The sequence below is a fragment of the Streptomyces sp. NPDC041970 genome (assembly GCF_055588985.1).
In genome coordinates, this window is the sequence record NZ_JBVJCD010000004.1 from 40,300 (window position 1) to 55,329 (window position 15,030).

General features: G+C 73.7%; 11 protein-coding genes and 1 pseudogene. 3 read left to right on the top strand and 9 right to left on the bottom strand.

What is annotated here, in order from left to right; genetic code table 11:
• Positions 1 to 177 precede the first annotated feature (177 nt).
• From ACZ6EJ_RS03735 to ACZ6EJ_RS03755, 5 genes are all read right to left on the bottom strand, one after another.
• The gene (locus ACZ6EJ_RS03735; RefSeq protein WP_469264315.1) at positions 178 to 1,290 is read right to left on the bottom strand and encodes a hypothetical protein; all 1,113 of its coding nucleotides are present in this window, start codon (positions 1,288 to 1,290) and stop codon (positions 178 to 180) included.
• A 448-nt stretch (positions 1,291 to 1,738) separates the two neighbouring features.
• The gene (locus ACZ6EJ_RS03740; protein ID WP_469264317.1) at positions 1,739 to 2,257 is read right to left on the bottom strand and encodes an SgcJ/EcaC family oxidoreductase; all 519 of its coding nucleotides are present in this window, start codon (positions 2,255 to 2,257) and stop codon (positions 1,739 to 1,741) included.
• Positions 2,258 to 2,523: 266 nt separating this feature from the next.
• A complete protein-coding gene (locus ACZ6EJ_RS03745; RefSeq protein WP_469264318.1) occupies positions 2,524 to 3,183 on the bottom strand; it encodes a DUF5063 domain-containing protein in 660 nt (219 codons plus the stop codon).
• Positions 3,184 to 3,269: 86 nt separating this feature from the next.
• Positions 3,270 to 3,869: a recombination mediator RecR gene (gene recR / locus ACZ6EJ_RS03750; protein ID WP_469264319.1), complete on the bottom strand. Its 600-nt coding sequence runs from the start codon at positions 3,867 to 3,869 to the stop codon at positions 3,270 to 3,272.
• A gap of 96 nt (positions 3,870 to 3,965) precedes the next feature.
• Positions 3,966 to 4,307: a YbaB/EbfC family nucleoid-associated protein gene (locus tag ACZ6EJ_RS03755; protein WP_469264506.1), complete on the bottom strand. Its 342-nt coding sequence runs from the start codon at positions 4,305 to 4,307 to the stop codon at positions 3,966 to 3,968.
• Between the two features lie 356 nt (positions 4,308 to 4,663).
• Here ACZ6EJ_RS03755 and ACZ6EJ_RS03760 point away from each other — a divergent pair, with 356 nt between their 5' ends.
• Entirely contained in the window at positions 4,664 to 5,494 is an 831-nt protein-coding gene (locus tag ACZ6EJ_RS03760) for an SLATT domain-containing protein (protein WP_469264321.1), read from the top strand.
• A gap of 224 nt (positions 5,495 to 5,718) precedes the next feature.
• Here ACZ6EJ_RS03760 and ACZ6EJ_RS03765 read toward each other — a convergent pair whose 3' ends face one another.
• The 3 genes and pseudogenes from ACZ6EJ_RS03765 to ACZ6EJ_RS03775 all read right to left on the bottom strand — a co-directional run bounded on the left by ACZ6EJ_RS03765 (position 5,719) and on the right by ACZ6EJ_RS03775 (position 8,934).
• On the bottom strand, positions 5,719 to 6,369 hold the full coding sequence (locus ACZ6EJ_RS03765) for a hypothetical protein (RefSeq protein WP_469264322.1): 651 nt from the start codon (positions 6,367 to 6,369) through the stop codon (positions 5,719 to 5,721).
• Between the two features lie 159 nt (positions 6,370 to 6,528).
• Positions 6,529 to 7,191: pseudogene (locus ACZ6EJ_RS03770) on the bottom strand (GntR family transcriptional regulator); the annotation flags it as partial.
• Between the two features lie 369 nt (positions 7,192 to 7,560).
• On the bottom strand, positions 7,561 to 8,934 hold the full coding sequence (locus ACZ6EJ_RS03775; protein WP_469264324.1) for an aminotransferase class III-fold pyridoxal phosphate-dependent enzyme: 1,374 nt from the start codon (positions 8,932 to 8,934) through the stop codon (positions 7,561 to 7,563).
• A gap of 271 nt (positions 8,935 to 9,205) precedes the next feature.
• Between ACZ6EJ_RS03775 and ACZ6EJ_RS03780 the strand changes: the two genes are divergently transcribed.
• A complete protein-coding gene (locus ACZ6EJ_RS03780) occupies positions 9,206 to 11,230 on the top strand; it encodes a serine/threonine-protein kinase (protein ID WP_469264325.1) in 2,025 nt (674 codons plus the stop codon).
• Between the two features lie 174 nt (positions 11,231 to 11,404).
• A complete protein-coding gene (locus tag ACZ6EJ_RS03785; protein WP_469264327.1) occupies positions 11,405 to 13,408 on the top strand; it encodes an Ig-like domain repeat protein in 2,004 nt (667 codons plus the stop codon).
• A gap of 339 nt (positions 13,409 to 13,747) precedes the next feature.
• Here the strand turns inward: ACZ6EJ_RS03785 and ACZ6EJ_RS03790 are convergent, their stop codons facing one another.
• Positions 13,748 to 14,635 (bottom strand): glycoside hydrolase family 19 protein, encoded by an 888-nt coding sequence (locus ACZ6EJ_RS03790; protein WP_469264329.1) that lies wholly within the window; start codon positions 14,633 to 14,635, stop codon positions 13,748 to 13,750.
• Between the last annotated feature and the right edge of the window lie 395 nt (positions 14,636 to 15,030).

Below are 15,030 nucleotides of genomic sequence, written 5' to 3' on the forward strand. Positions count from 1 at the left end.
TGAGATATCCCGCTCACTACCCGGTACGGCGTGTCGGCCCGGACCGCTCGTACGGGGCTGCTGCCCATACCGGAGTAGCGCACTCCTTTTTGTGGTCCAGCCCACACCCCCCGGCCGGTACGCGCGAGCCGGGGGCGTCCGTCGGCGTGCCGCCGGGCCGGCCGCTCGGCCGGTCGCTCAGCGGCGCGGCCTCGGAGCGGGGAGGGAGGGACGGCCCGTGGCCGAGCGGAGTTCGGCCATCCGGGCGGCGACGTCGACCCCGGTGCGCGGCCGGGCCAGGAAGGTGTCCGGTACGTCGCCGCTCAGGCCGTTCGCCTCGTCGCGGGCGATGTCGGCGCGGCAGTCGGGGCAGACCCCCTGGTCCAGGGTGGTCGTCGTCTCGTCCTCGTCGCAGAACATGCACACCATCACGGCGGCGACGACCTGCTCGCGCGGGTGGTCCTGCTCCGGCAGCGGGGCGGGGGTCGGCGGCATCTTGCTCTCCAGTCGCTTGCGAAGGAAGCGCCCGGCCGAGTGCACGGGCGTCGGCAGGCCCGAGGTGAGGACCTGGGTGATCTGTTCGCGGCCGACGCCGCGCGCCAGCCACTCCCCGACCAGGTGTTCCAGCTCCACGCACTCCCCCTCGGAGAGCTGGAGCCGGGGTTCGCGGCCGCCGAGCCCGGCGAGGACGCCGTACGCCTCCGAGCGCGGGGCGCGTACGCCGGGCTCCGACTCGGGCTCCCGCCCGGCGGTGGGCACGTGAACGGCGGCCGAGACGTGCACGGGAGCGGGGGCCGCAGCGCGGACGGCGGCAGGCGCGTGCGCCGGTACGGGGGTGGCGAGCGCGTGCGCCGGGGCAGGGGTCGCAGGGGCGTGCGCCGGGGCCGGGGCCGGGGGTTGGCCCGGCGCGTCCACGCCCCGGATGAACCGCACGTAGGCGGCCCACCAGTCGGCGTCGCGGGCGGTCCGGGAGAAGTACGTACGCGTCACCCACCGCATCTGGCCGTCCGCCATGGTGAGGTGCACCTTGATCCGGCGCAGGTGGCCGGCCCCGGTCAGCCGGTCCAGCGCGCTGCGGCACGCCTGCTGCCCGTAGTCCGGCAACTCCTCCGCCAGCACCTTGTAGCCGATCGCGGCGCCCTCGGGGAGCCGGTCGATGTACGCGGCGATGGCCGCCTCGCGCGGCTCCAGGCCGGCGAAGTCGGCGGCGCGGGGCGGGGCCTGGTCGGGAGCGAGGCGCTTGCCGTACCCGGCTTTCGCCATGGGGTGGGCGGGAGCGCGCAGGGCAGCACTAATGTGGGCGGTAACCATGGGGGATCGACTCTTCCTCGATCTCGTACGGCCAGACCCCGGTTGGTGTTGGTAGCACCGCCGGGGTCGTCCGTTTTTCGGATAGTGGGTTGCTGTTCGTGAACATAGAGCGTGCGCACGCTCCGACGCAACCCGGTCACCAAACGTCATCCGCCGCCCCGTCGGCGCAGGTCGGAACCGGGGAGGGAGGGTGGGTGGGTTGAACCTGACCACCCATTCCCCAGAAGAGGGCTCGGGGCGCGGGGCTCGCCGCTCGGGGCTTGAGCTCCGGGCCGACCTGCGGCGATGCGGGGCGGGACCGGTGCGGCGATGCGGGGCGGGGCGGGGCCCAAGGGGGGGCAGCGGTGACGCACGGAGGCGGCGGGAGGCCGAAGCGGACCCCCGTCGCCCCGCCGACCGGGCCGGATCAGCCGGGCCCGGTCAGCCGGACTCGGTCAGACGAGCCCGGTCAGACGGCCGCCAGCGACTCCGCGTCGATCACCAACGTGTTCTGCCCCGCCGCGATGCGCCAGACCCCGTCGTCCTTGGCCAGGACGTAGGTCGGGGAGCCGGGGATCGCCTCGGGCCGGGACGCGATGAGCTCGGCGGGGTCCTCCACCCCCCGGAAGATCACGTCCAGCGGCTCTCCGCCACGGGTGACCGGGCGCTGGCGGATCTTCACGGCGGCCACGTCGGGGCGGATGAAGAGGATGAGGTCGACCGTGTACGCGGCGGTCACCGGGGAGTCCGCCGACGCCGGGAGCACACTGCGGGTGAAGGCGCCGATCTCCGGCAGGCCGGTCAGCCTCCTGCCGTGGGCGGTGGTCCAGATCGCGTCCTCGCGGAAGCCGCTGAGGAACGCCTCGGGCAGCGCGCCGCGCTGGGCGTGCTGCACGGCGGCCACGAACGCCACGATGGCGTCGACGTCCTCCTGCGGGGCGGACACCCCGAGGACGGTGGGGGCGGTGGGGGCGGATGAGGTGCTCATGCGGGACTCCTCGCGCTGCGGTGCCGGTCGGTCCGACAGCACGAGCCTCACGCCTCAAGCATGGTCGAGGTCAAGGGCCGTCATTGCACGGCGGTTCGGGCCGCCCCGGCCCAGGATCTTCCGCCTGGACCAGACCGGACCGAGGAGCGGGGCCGGTGCGTGCGGACGCGGGCGCGGCAGAGGGAGCGGGGCCCGGCGTGGTCCGCGCGAGGCCCTCCGCCTCATACGGGGGAGCCCGAGCCCGGCACGACCCGAACGAGACCGCCCTACTTCACCGGGCGCAGCCCCAGCGGGCCCGCGATCTCCTGGAGCATCACGCGGCCCGCCTCCTCCGCGAGGTCGGCCTCGCCCGGATCCTGGTCGATGTCCAGGCCGTCCAGCTCCGCCAGGGGCTGGCCCAGGCGGATGTGGGCGACCAGGGACTGAAGGGCGCGGAGCGCGGCGGAGGCGGTGGAGCCCCAGTTCGAGAAGTACGAGAACTGCCACCACCACAGGGCCTCGGCGGTGCGGCCGGCCTCGTAGTGCGCCAGGCCGTGGCCGAGGTCGGTGACCAGGTCCGCGAGGTCGTCGGAGATGCGGTGCGGGACCGGGGCCTTGCGGGGCTCGTACGGGTCGAAGACCTCGGAGTAGACGTCGATCGGCTCCAGGAGCGCCGCGAACCGCTCGCGCAGGCCGTCCGCGTCCGGTTCCGCCCCGAGATCCGGCTCGTAGCGCTCGTCGGGCAGGACGTCCTCGTGCGCGCCCAGGCGGCCGCCCGCCAGGAGGAGCTGGGAGACCTGGAGGAGCAGGACCGGCACGGCCTCCTCCGGTTCGTCGACCTTGGACACCTCGGTGACCGCGACGATGAAGGTCTTGATCTGGTCCGCGATCTGGACGGCGAAGTCGCCCGGATCGTGCGTGACGGAGTTCAGCGTGGCGTCAGACATCGAGGGGACCTCCCGTGGGCGCGGTCTCGGACGGTGAGTGGGCCGTAACGGCGAACGGACGGGACCGCAGGGGCGCGGCGCAGGCGTCAGACATCCAGCAGCCGCCTCCCCTCGAAGGCGCGGCCCAGGGTGACCTCGTCGGCGTACTCCAGGTCGCCGCCCACGGGCAGGCCACTGGCCAGCCGGGTCACCCTCAGCCCCATCGGCTTGACCATCCGCGCCAGGTACGTCGCGGTGGCCTCGCCCTCCAGGTTGGGGTCGGTCGCGAGGATCAGCTCGGTGATGGAGCCGTCCGCGAGACGCGCCAGCAGCTCGCGGATGCGCAGGTCGTCCGGGCCGACGCCCTCGATGGGGCTGATGGCCCCGCCCAGGACGTGGTACCGGCCCCGGAACTCCCGCGTCCGCTCGATCGCGACGACGTCCTTGGGCTCCTCCACGACGCAGATGACGCTCCGGTCGCGGCGCTGGTCCCGGCAGATCCCGCACTGCTCCTGCTGCGCGACATTGCCGCACACCTCGCAGAAGCGGACCTTGTCCTTGACTTCCAGGAGGGTGTGGGCGAGCCGTCGGACGTCCGTCGGCTCCGCCTGCAGGATGTGGAAGGCGATCCGCTGCGCGCTCTTGGGACCGACGCCGGGCAGCCTGCCCAGTTCGTCGATGAGGTCCTGAACAACGCCTTCGTACAACGGAACGCCTCTCTTCGCTTCCTGCTCCGTACCGTAGTGGGTACGGGTCGGTACCAGTAGGCCCCCGGCACCGATGGCAGGGGCCGCCCGGTGGGGTCAGAACGGCAGGCCGGGGATGCCGCCGCCGCCCAGTCCCTGCGCCAGCGGGCCGAGCTTCTCCTGCTGGAGCGCCTGCGCGTTCTCGTTGGCCGCCTGCACGGCCGCGACGACGAGGTCCGCGAGGGTCTCGGTGTCCTCGGGGTCGACCGCCTTGGGGTCGATCACCAGGCCGCGCAGCTCGCCGGAACCGGTCACGGTGGCCTTCACCAGGCCTCCGCCCGCCTGTCCGTCGACCTCGGTCCTCGCCAGCTCCTCCTGAGCCGTGGCGAGGTCCTGCTGCATCTTCTGGGCCTGCTGGAGCAACTGCTGCATATTGGGCTGGCCACCACCGGGAATCACGGTCACTCCTGGCATTTCGACGACAAATGTTTCGGTACGCCGAGCCTACGTGCTCCCCGGTCGGCGCGCTCCACCCACCGGGGGCCAACTCTTTCGGGTGAGATTCCGGAACCGCCGTGATGACTCCTATACCTGACCAGCGGCCCCGCACAGTCGGAAATCCCGCGTTTTCGTCCCCGCGGCCCACCATTCGGCGGTAGGAAGGGCATGTGCACCGGTACACGTGCGCACATCGTCGGTGACGCAGAGTTACCCGCGAGGGTCGTCGGCCGTGCGGACCGCCCCGCCCTCCCCGAGCCAGCTCCGGGAAGCCCGACACGTCCGTCCCGTCCGTCAGAGTGCAGAGGAGTGCCCCGGTGAGTCAGCCGGAGATGCAGCCCGAGGGGCCGCCCCGCAAAGAATCCGGTGCGGGTTCCGGTGAAGGTTCCGGTGAAAACGGAGGGGAACGTTCCGCTGCCGGGGCCGTGACGGACGCCCGAGGCGACGGGAGCCGTTCCGGGGGCGGGGGCCGGGATCTGACCGCGCGCCCCTTCCCCCTCGGCGACTGGGGCGAGCCGGCCGAACGGCTCGACGAGCTCTACCGCTGGGTCGAGGCCGGCGCCCTGAACACCGCGCACTGGTATCTCCACGACCGGGTCGGCAAGCGCCGGGGGGCCAGGGCCCTGCGGACGGGCACCGCCGCCGGGGTGGTGGCCGGGGCCGCCCTGCCGCTGTTCGACCTGACCGGTGTGCTGAGCGGTTCGGCCGGGTGGGGCTATCTGTCGCTGCTGCTGGGCGCCGCCTGCATGGCGTGCGACCGGTTCTTCGGGCTCACCTCGGGCTGGATAAGAGATCTGGCGACGGCCCAGGCCGTCCAGCGGCGGGTCCAGGCGCTCCAGTTCGACTGGGCCTCGGAGTGCGTACGGGAGATGCTCGGGCCGACCGAGGGCACGGCCAGCGAGGCCGCGGAGCGGTGCCTGGGGGTGTTGCGGCGGTTCTCCGAGGACGTCACCGAGCTGGTGCGGTCGGAGACGGCGGACTGGATGGTGGAGTTCCGGGCGGGGCCCGCCCCGATGGGGATGCAGGCCCTCCTCAGCGGCAACGCCGGCGGGCGCAGTGAGTCGGCCGCGCCGGGGCGGTTCTCGATGCCCTCGGTGGCGGCCCGCCCGAACATGCCGCGCCAGCGGCCCCCGGAGTCGCCCCGGTGAGCAGCGGGCCGGGGCCTTCCCTTCGGTCCGCGGCCGCCGTGCGATGCGACGGGCGCGGAGCGCGGCGAGCGCGGCGGGGTGCCGAGCGCGGCGGACGATGGCCGGGGAGGCCGGGGAGGCAGTGACGGGGCCGGTCGGCCCTCGTCGGCCCCAGGGGGTCCGCTCGGCCCCAGGGGGTCCGCGATCCGCCCCCGGCGGTTCCGGATGGCCCCGGCCGGGGCCGGTCAACTGAAGATGATCATCGATCCCTGGGCCAGGCTGCGCGTCGCCGCCGCGTGCAGGCCGAGCCAGACATGGCGTTCACGGGCGAACGGGCTGTCGTCGTAGGGCAGCGACCGGGACGGCTCCTCCAGCTCGGTGGGGCCGGACGGCGGCAGCGGGGCGGGCGGCGGGTTGGTCGGGTCGATGCCGATGGACGGCGCGACGAACTCCAGCTCGCGCAGCAGCCCGTACGACGAGCCCAGCGGGCCCCCGCCGGCCAGGAGCGCGTCGTTGGAGAGCGGAACGGGGAAGTCCACCGGGACGTACGCCCCGGCGTGGTCGTAGTGCCAGACCAGGTGCGACTGCTGCGCGCCCTGCTCGAACATCTCCAGCAACCGCTCGTACTCGCTGTCGAGGCCGGTCACCGGGGTGACGGCGAGCCCGCTCAGCCGGAGCAGGTAGGCGCGGCGCAGGAGGTGCAGGGCCTCGTAGTCGAAGCCGGCCACGGGGGCGACCTCTCCGTTGAGGCCGGGCATGTACGCGTAGACGGGGACGGGCGGCAGCCCCACGTCGTTCAGCGCCTTGTCGTAGACGGCGATCTCTTCGGCGAACGGGTTGTCGGCGCTGTGGCACAGCACGTCGACGAGGGGGACCAGCCACAGGTCACAGGCCACGAAGTCTCGCTCTCCAACGGGTCGGGCGATCGTCCGACCAGCGTAATGCGGGCGGAACCCCGCGCACAGTGCCCCGGCGGGTCTTCGGGCCGGACGCGCTCCGGGCGGGCGGGGCTCAGGCGGGCGCTGGGTCCCCCGCGTCCCGCCGGGCGCCGGTCACCGCGCCTCCAGGCGGTCCGCCCAGTCGAGGGCGTGCGTGTAGTAGGAGCGCAGGACGGCGTGGACCTGGTCGTGGTCGCCGCGGGCGATGGCCTCCACCAACTCCTCGTGGCCGAACCAGAGCAGGTTCTCGTCGGGGCTCTCGCCGCGCAGCCGGTGCACGGCGAACACCCAAGCCTGGACGCGGAGTCGGGTGAGGAAGTCGGCGATGTACGGGTTGCGGACGAACCCGCCCAGCTCGCGCCAGAACCGCAGGTCGTACCCGATCAGCACGTCGAGTTCGCCGCCCCTGGCCGCGCGGGCGGCCTCCGCGGCCCGCCGCCGGATCGAGGCGAGGCCCTCGGGCCGGACCGCGACCCGGTCGGTGTCGCGGAAGAGGCCCTCGACGATGAGGGCGCGCGCCTCGGCCATCGCCCGGAAGTCGGCGACGGTGTACTCCCGGACCTGGAAACCCCGGTGCTGGTCGGAGGTGAGGAGCCCCTGCGCGGAGAGGTCGAAGAGGGCTTCGCGGACGGGGGTCGCGGAGACCCCGTACTGCTCGGCTATCTGCTTGACCGTGAACTCCCGGCCCGGCGGCAGACGCCCGGCGAGCACCTCGTCTCGCAGCGCGTCAGCGATCTGCTGGCGCAGGGTACTGCGGGTCACACCTCCGCTCCGACGCATACCGGCCCCTCCCGTCGGTCCCCGTGCGCCGGTGGTTCCCGGCCGGGCTCACTGTCAGTCCGGGTCACCTTAAGCCAGGGTCGCCGCCGTGCCCGTTTCCGGGCACGGCGGGGCCGCACGAGGGCCCGATCGCGCACGGAACAAGGACATCCGGTTACACGGTGTGCGCGGAGCGGGGGTGCGTGCGCGGCGCGCAGGGCGTACGCGGCGCGAACGGGCGTACGTGCGCGGGGGCTTGCGCGTACGGAGGTGCACGCACGCTTCCGCGGTTTCGCGAGGCGTGCGCGCTGGGGCGTGCGCGTGCGAGGCGTACGCGTACGGGGCCGTGCGCGTACGGGGCGTGCGCGCCCTCCGTGGGGCGGGCGCGGCCTACACCGTGTGCTCGTCCGCGACCGAGAGGGCGGCGTCCAGGGCCGCCAGCCCCTCCTTGGCCTCCGCCTCGGTGATGTTGCAGGCGGGGACGGCGTGGGTCCGGTTCATGTTGATGAACGGCCACAGTCCGTGCTTCTTCGCCGCCGCCCCGAAGGCCGCCATCGGGGCGTTGGCCTCGCCCGAGGCGTTGTACGGGACGAGCGGCTCGCGGGTCTCCCGGTCGCGGACCAGCTCCAGCGCCCAGAAGGCGCCGAGCCCGCGGACCTCGCCGACCGAGGGGTGGCGCTCGGCGAGTTCGCGCAGGCCGGGGCCGAGGACCGTCTCGCCGATGCGGGCCGCCTGCTCGACGACCTGCTCGTCCTCCATCACGCCGATGGTGGCGACGGCGGCGGCGCAGGCCAGCGGGTGGCCGGAGTAGGTGAGGCCGCCGGGGTAGGGACGGGTGGCGAAGGTCGCGGCGATCTCCGCGCTGATGGCGACGCCGCCGAGCGGCACGTAACCGGAGTTGACGCCCTTGGCGAAGGTCAGCAGGTCCGGCACCACGTCGAAGTGGTCGGCGGCGAACCACGCGCCGGTGCGGCCGAATCCGGCCATCACCTCGTCGAGCACGAAGAGGATCCCGTACCGGTCGCAGATCTCGCGCACCCCGGAGAGGTAACCGGGCGGCGGGGGCATGATGCCCGCAGTCCCCGGCACGGTCTCCAGGACGATCGCGGCGACGGTGGACGGCCCCTCGAAGGCGAGAGTGTCCGTGAGGTGCTGGAGTGCGCGGGCGCACTCCTCCTCCTCGGTCGTCGCGTGGAAGGGGGAGCGGTAGAGGAACGGCGTCCAGAAGCGGACCACGCCCGCCGATCCGTTGTCGGAGGGCCAACGGCGCGGGTCGCCGGTGAGGTTGATCGCGGTGGAGGTGGCCCCGTGGTACGAGCGGTAGGCGGAGAGCACCTTGGCGCGGCCGGTGTGCAACCGGGCCATGCGGACGGCGTTCTCGACGGCCTCCGCCCCGCCGTTGGTGAAGAAGATCTTGTCCAGGTCGCCCGGCGTGTGCTCGGCGATGAGGCGCGCGGCCTCGGAGCGCGCCTCGACGGCGAACGCGGGCGCGAAGGTGGCGAGCCGGCCCGCCTGCTCCTGGATGGCGGCGATCACGGTCGGGTGCTGGTAGCCGATGTTCGTGTAGACGAGACCGCTGCTGAAGTCCAGGTAGCGGTTGCCCTCGTAGTCCCAGAACCGGGACCCCTCGGCGCCGGCGACGGCGAGCGGGTCGATGAGGTCCTGGGCGGACCAGGGGTGGAAGACGTGCGCGCGGTCCGCGGCCTTCACGGCCGCACCGGCGGCGGGGTCCACGTACGGGGCGGCAGGGGGATGAGGGGTCATGCGGCGAGCGTAGGGGTCGGCGGGGGCCGTCTCCATGGCCACCTTGTATGGCGCGGGGCGTGCGCGGGTCGGCAGGGTGTCGGGTCGGGCGGCCCTGCCGGGTGCGGTGCAGCGGCGAACGCGGGTCCCCGCCGCGGCCAGGGGCCGCCCGCAGGGGAACCGGCCGCTCCGGACAGGTGTCGTACACAGGGGCCCGCGGGTCGGTCGTCCGCCGGGCGGCGGCGTTATCCTCGTGCGGGCCGCGGGGGACGCACCGGGGAGGACGCGCACCATGGACCAGCTCAGGCCCGATGACCCGCACCGCGTCGGTGCGTACCGCCTCCTCGGCCGCCTCGGCGAAGGCGGCATGGGCCAGGTGTTCCTGGCCCGCTCCGAGCGCGGACGCACCGTCGCCCTGAAGCTCGTCCGCCGCGAGCTGGCCGAACGCGCCGAGTTCCGCGCCCGCTTCCGCCAGGAGGTCCGCGCCGCGCGACGGGTCGGCGGGGCCTGGACCGCGCCCGTGCTGGACGCCGACACCGAGGCCCCCGTCCCCTGGGTCGCCACCGGTTACGTCGCCGGGCCCTCCCTCCAGCGCGTCGTCTCCGGCCGCCCCGGCGCACCGGTCGGGGGCGCGGGGGCGTACGGGCCGCTGCCCGACCGCTCCGTACGGCTCCTCGGCTCCGGGCTCGCCCGCGCGCTCCGGCACATCCACGGGGCCGGGCTCGTCCACCGGGACCTCAAGCCCTCCAACGTCCTGCTGACCGTCGACGGCCCCCGCGTCATCGACTTCGGCATCGCCCGCGCCCTGGACTCCGTACCGGACGGCGACCTCACCCGCACCGGCGTGCTCATCGGGTCGCCGGGCTTCATGGCCCCCGAGCAGGTGCGCGGCGAGCGCGTGACGACCGCCTGCGACGTCTTCTGCCTGGGGTCCGTCCTCGCGTACGCCGCCACCGGCCGCCTGCCCTTCGGTACGGCCGACAGCGGCGGGGCGCACGCGTTGATGTTCCGGATAGCCCAGGAGGACCCCGATCTGACCGGGGTACCCGGAGCCCTGGCCGCCGTCGTCCGGGACTGCCTGGCGAAGGACCCGTCCGCCCGCCCCGGTACGGACGAGATACTGGAGCGGCTGGGCGGGGGTGAGGCCGAAGAGCCCTGGCTGCCCGGCACGCTCCTCGCCCAACTGGGCCGCCAGGCGGCGGGGTTGCTCGACACCGAGGACCCGGTGGCGTCGGCGGGCATACGGGCCACGGCGGGTACGACGGACACAGCGGGCGCGGGAGACGCGGCAGGCGCGACGGACGCGGCGGCCTCGGGGGACGCGGGGGACGCGCCGGACGCGGGAAGCGCGACGGACGCAGGGGACGCGGCAGGCGCGGGGGACGCGCCGGACGGCGCAGACCCGAGCACCCCCGCGAGACCGGCCGGACCCGCCGGACCGTACAGCCATACCGGACCCGCCGGACCCGGACCGTACAGCCACACCGGACCCCCCGGCCCGTACGGCCACACCGAACCCGCCGGACCCCCCGGCCCGTACAGCCACACCGGACCCGCCGGACTCGGCCCGTACGGGGTCACGGAGCCTGCCGGCGCAGCGCCCCCGGCCCCGCCGACCACCCCCGCCCGGCCCGTCGCCCCGGCCGCCGTCCGGCCCGTCGTGCCGCCGCAGCCCCACCCGTACCCGCAGCACCATCCGCCGTACGGGCCCGGCTCCCAACAGCCCGTCGTCCCGCCGTACTTCACGCTCCCCCCGCCGCCCGCCCCCGAGCGCCGCCCCCTCGGGGCGACCGTCGCGCTCGTCGCCGTCGCCGTGGTCGTCGCGCTGGGGGCCGGCGGGTCCGTCCACGCGTTCCTGAGCGGCCGGGGCGCGGGGCCGACCGCCTCCCCCGGCCCCTCCGTCACGGCCGGAACGACGGACCGCACGGGCGGGCAGCAGGGGCGGAAGCGCGGCGCGGGCGCCCTGCCCCCCGCGTACGTGGGCACCTGGTCCGGCTCCCTGCCCACCGACCGGGGCACCGCCCGCCGTGTCCTGACGCTCCGTCAGGGTCGTGTCGGGGACCCGGTGCTCACCCTCACCGCCCAGGGCCCCCTCGCGTCGGGTTCCACGTACCGCTGCGCGTTCACCGCGCACCTGGCGTCCCGACCACCCGCGGGCGGCCCGGTCCGCATCGGACCCTCCAGCGTCACCTCGGGCGCGCCGGCCACCTCCTGCTCCCCCGGCAGGCCCACCGAGTTGACCCTGCTCCCGGACGGCTCGCTGCGCCGGACCGCGATGGGATCGGGCGAGAGCCTGACCTACACCCGCGTGCGGTGACCGGGCCCGCGCGGCCCCGGCGGCGGGCCGGACGCCGAACCCGGCCCCTCCCGCACGAAATTGGTCCCCCAGTGTTTCGGCCATGCATTAATCTGCGGTTCGGGCCGCGCCCCGACGTTTCTCTCATCCCAGGGCGACGCGGCCCCTTCTCATACCGTGGGGGTATCAGCAACTGTGCGCACGCGCAGAATCTCGACCGCGACAGCGCTCGCGGTCCTCTTCAGTTCCGTGGTCCTGGTCGGCGGAGCGGCGAACCCCGCCGCCGCCGACAGCAGCAGACTCCTTCCCATGGCGTCCCTGGGCGACATCGTCACCGACGGCGTACACCAGCAGGTCTTCATCAGCGACTCGGTCAACGGGAAGCTCCTGGTCACCGACTACACGGGCAAGGTCACGGCCACCCTCCCGGCGCTGCCGGGCGCGTGGGGCCTGGAGCTGTCGCCGGACTCCGGCACGCTCTACGTGGCGGTCTCGAAGGCCGATGCCATCGTGGCGGTCGACACCGCCACGCTGAGGGAGTCCGCCCGCTACCCGACCGGCGAGGGCACCTACCCGTCGCACCCCGCGCTCGCGGGCGGCAAGCTCTGGTTCGGGTACGGACATGAGGGCAAGGGCAACATCGGCTCGCTGGACCTGTCCGGCGCGGAGCCCGTGGTCGCCCTGGGCCAGGAACCGGACCGCCTGTGGAACATCGCCCCGCACCTGGACTCGACGCCCGGCGCGCCGGGGATGCTGGCCGCCGCCATCGAGAACCACAACCCGACCCCCCTGGCCGTGTACGACGTGGCCTCGGGCACCCCCGCCCGGACCGCCTTCAGGTTGAGCGACGCGATCAACCTGAAGGACCTGGCGCTCACCCCGGACGGCAAGCGGCTCGTCACCGCGAGCAGCACGTCACCGCCCCACCACCAGGTGTACCGGACGTCCGACCTGAGCGCCGAGAAGCCCTACGCGTCCGCCACGTTCCCCGTCGCCGTGGAGATCGCCCCCAACGGGACGGTCGCGGCGGGCGTCGCCGGCCCGTGGGAGCGGGACGTGTACATCTACCCGAAGGGCGCGGCGAAGGCCGTCCGCACCTACGACTTCCCCGACACCGGGACCGACGACGGCTCCGGCCACGGCGCCGACAGGCTCGACTCGGGGGGCCTCTCGTGGGCCCCGGACGCCAGCCGGCTGTTCGCCGTCACGACGAACAGCGACGGGATCCGCAGCTTCCGCGTCCTCACCGACCCGTCGAAGGCGGTCACCGCGCTGAAGCTGTTCGCCCCGGCCAAGGCCGACCGGGCGAAGAAGCTGACCATCACGGGCAAGGTCGGGGCGCCCACGGCGTTCCCGGCGGGCGCCAAGGTCTCGGTCGTCCGCACCGACATGGAGGCGCCGAAGGGCAGGTCGCTCGGTTCGGCGGCGCTGAAGTCCGACGGTTCGTTCTCGTTCGCCGACACCCCGCCCACCGGCGGCAAGGTGACGTACCGGGCGGTCTACGCGGGCGACGCCACGCACACCGCCTCCTCCGGCTCCGACGTGGTCACGGTCTCGCGGGCCGGCACCTGGATGAAGCTGAACCGGCACAACTCCCTGCACACGTACGGCAAGGACCTCTCCTTCACCGCCACGCTGGGCAAGACGTACAAGAACCGGGTCGTCGAGCTGTGGGCCGACCCCTTCGGCGCGGACAAGCCGAAGAAGCTGGTCAAGCGCGCCAAGGTCAACTCCAAGGGCAACCTGTCCGTCACCGTCGACATGGCGCGCGACACGACGGTCACGGCCGTGTTCGCCGGGGACGGCCGGTACGCCCCGGCGTCCGTCAAGTCGACGGCGTACGCGCAGGTGAAGGTCTCCACGACCCTCTCCAAGCAGTACAAGACGGCGAAGATCGGCAAGACGCCGTACGCGTACTACAGCAAGAAGAAGAACCCGGTCTTCACCACGAAGATGACCTACCACAAGGGCCGTGCGCAGCGGCTGACGCTCCAGCTCAACTACCAGGGCACGTGGTACGACGCGGGCGAGGGCTACTTCGCGCTCGGCTCCAAGGGCGTCTCGATCGTGACGCTGGCGGGCCCGCACGAGACGGGCTACAAGATGCGGGTGCGGTCCAGCTACGTCAACGAGTCCTCGGGTGACAGCGTCAACTCCACGACGCACGGGGCCTGGAAGTACTTCATCTTCACGAAGTGAGGCCAGGGCGGCCGGGTCCCGGACACGCCGTCCGGGGCCCGGCCGCCGGCTGTCGGAGGCGGGGGCGTCCCCGACCGCTCACGCCTGCCGGGGACGGCCGTCAGGGGGTGCGCGGCTCCGCCTGGAGAAACCGGGTCAGGACGAGCCGGGGGTGCTGGCGCTGCTGTTCTGGGCGCGCCGGCCACTGCGCGACGCCGCGCCCGCACAGGGCGGACCCGAGTGCCCGGCGGCGCCGGAACGCGCGGAGGCGTGAGCCGGGGTCCCGCCGCCTCGACGGGTACGGGGGGTGCGCCCGGCGTGAGCCGGACGCACCCCCCGTACGCGGTGGGGTTCGCGGGGTCAGCAGCGCACGTTCGAGCCGACCGTGGTGCCGAGGATCTGGGTGAACTGGGTGAACTTGTTGACCCGGCTCTCGACCTGCGCCGGGTTGCCGCCGTTGCACTCCAGCGCGCCGTTGATGGAGCGGATGGTCTCACCGAAGCCGGCGCCGTTGACGATGGCGTTGTGGGCGGTCATCGTGCCGGGGCCGTTCTGCGTGTTCCAGTACCACAGGCCGGTCTTCCAGGCCACGGAGGCGTTCTGCTCGACCAGGTAGGGGTTCCTGAGCAGGTCGATGCCGAGCGCGTCACCGGCGGCCTTGTAGTTGAAGTTCCAGCTCAGCTGGATGGGGCCGCGGCCGTAGTAGGCGGCCTGGCCGGCCGGGCAGCCGTAGGACTGGGTGGCGTCGCAGTAGTGCGGGTAGTTCGCCTCGTTGATCTCCTTGATGTAGACCAACCCGCCCGTCTCGTGGCTGACGTTGGCGAGGAAGGCCGCGGCCTCCCGCTTCTTCACCTCGTCGGTGCCGGTCTTCGCGAAGGCCGGGTAGGCGCTCAGCGCGGCGGTCAGACCGCTGTAGGTGTAGAAGGGGTTCCGGTTCGGGAACATCTGGTTGAACTGGGCCTCGCTGACGACGAAGCCGTTGGTCTGGCCGCCGTCGTCGCCGCCGCCGGTGCCGCACGCGCCCTGGTCCGCCCAGACGTCGGAGGTGCCCGGCCGTTCGTTCTGGGTCCACCACTTGGCGGTGTAGTTGCGGCCGTTGTACGAGGCCGAGCCGCCGTTGGTGTAGACGGCGGAGGAGTTCCAGGCCGCGGCGCAGGCGGCGGCCTGCGCGGTGGTGGCGGGGAGCACGACGAGCGTGGCGACGAGCGCGCCCAGCGCGACGAGCAGACTCATGACGCGTCGGATCACGGGATCACTCCTTAGACGCGGCGCGACGTCCGGCCGTGCGCCGCCGTGGGGGTGACCGACACTCAACGACGCTGGTCTGGACCTGTCAAGGTCCAGACCAGCGTCGAACATGTCTCCGAAGGGGGACGGGCGCGCTCGCGCCCGCGCCCGCCGAGGCTGTCAAGAGGGCCCCCAGCAGCCCTGACTCCGGGTGCGGCGCCGCGGGACCGCCCGGCGGCGCGACGGGACCGCGCGGGTAAAATCTTCGGTCCCGCCCACCATGTGGACGAGGCCGCCACCACCGCCGCCCGCCCCGCGGCGGGAGGGGCCCGACGCGGGGGGGGGGGGGGGGGGGGGGGGGGGGGGGGGCCGCGGATTTGCTTCCCTTCGGGATCTTCTGCTTGCCCCCACAAAAA

Excerpts from the sequence above, each read along its gene's own strand:
- ACZ6EJ_RS03735 (WP_469264315.1), bottom strand. The coding sequence starts at position 1,290 with ATGGTTACCGCCCACATTAGTGCTGCCCTGCGCGCTCCCGCCCACCCC.
- ACZ6EJ_RS03740 (WP_469264317.1), bottom strand. The coding sequence starts at position 2,257 with ATGAGCACCTCATCCGCCCCCACCGCCCCCACCGTCCTCGGGGTGTCC.
- ACZ6EJ_RS03745 (WP_469264318.1), bottom strand. The coding sequence starts at position 3,183 with ATGTCTGACGCCACGCTGAACTCCGTCACGCACGATCCGGGCGACTTC.
- ACZ6EJ_RS03775 (WP_469264324.1), bottom strand. The coding sequence starts at position 8,934 with ATGACCCCTCATCCCCCTGCCGCCCCGTACGTGGACCCCGCCGCCGGT.
- ACZ6EJ_RS03780 (WP_469264325.1), top strand. The coding sequence starts at position 9,206 with ATGGACCAGCTCAGGCCCGATGACCCGCACCGCGTCGGTGCGTACCGC.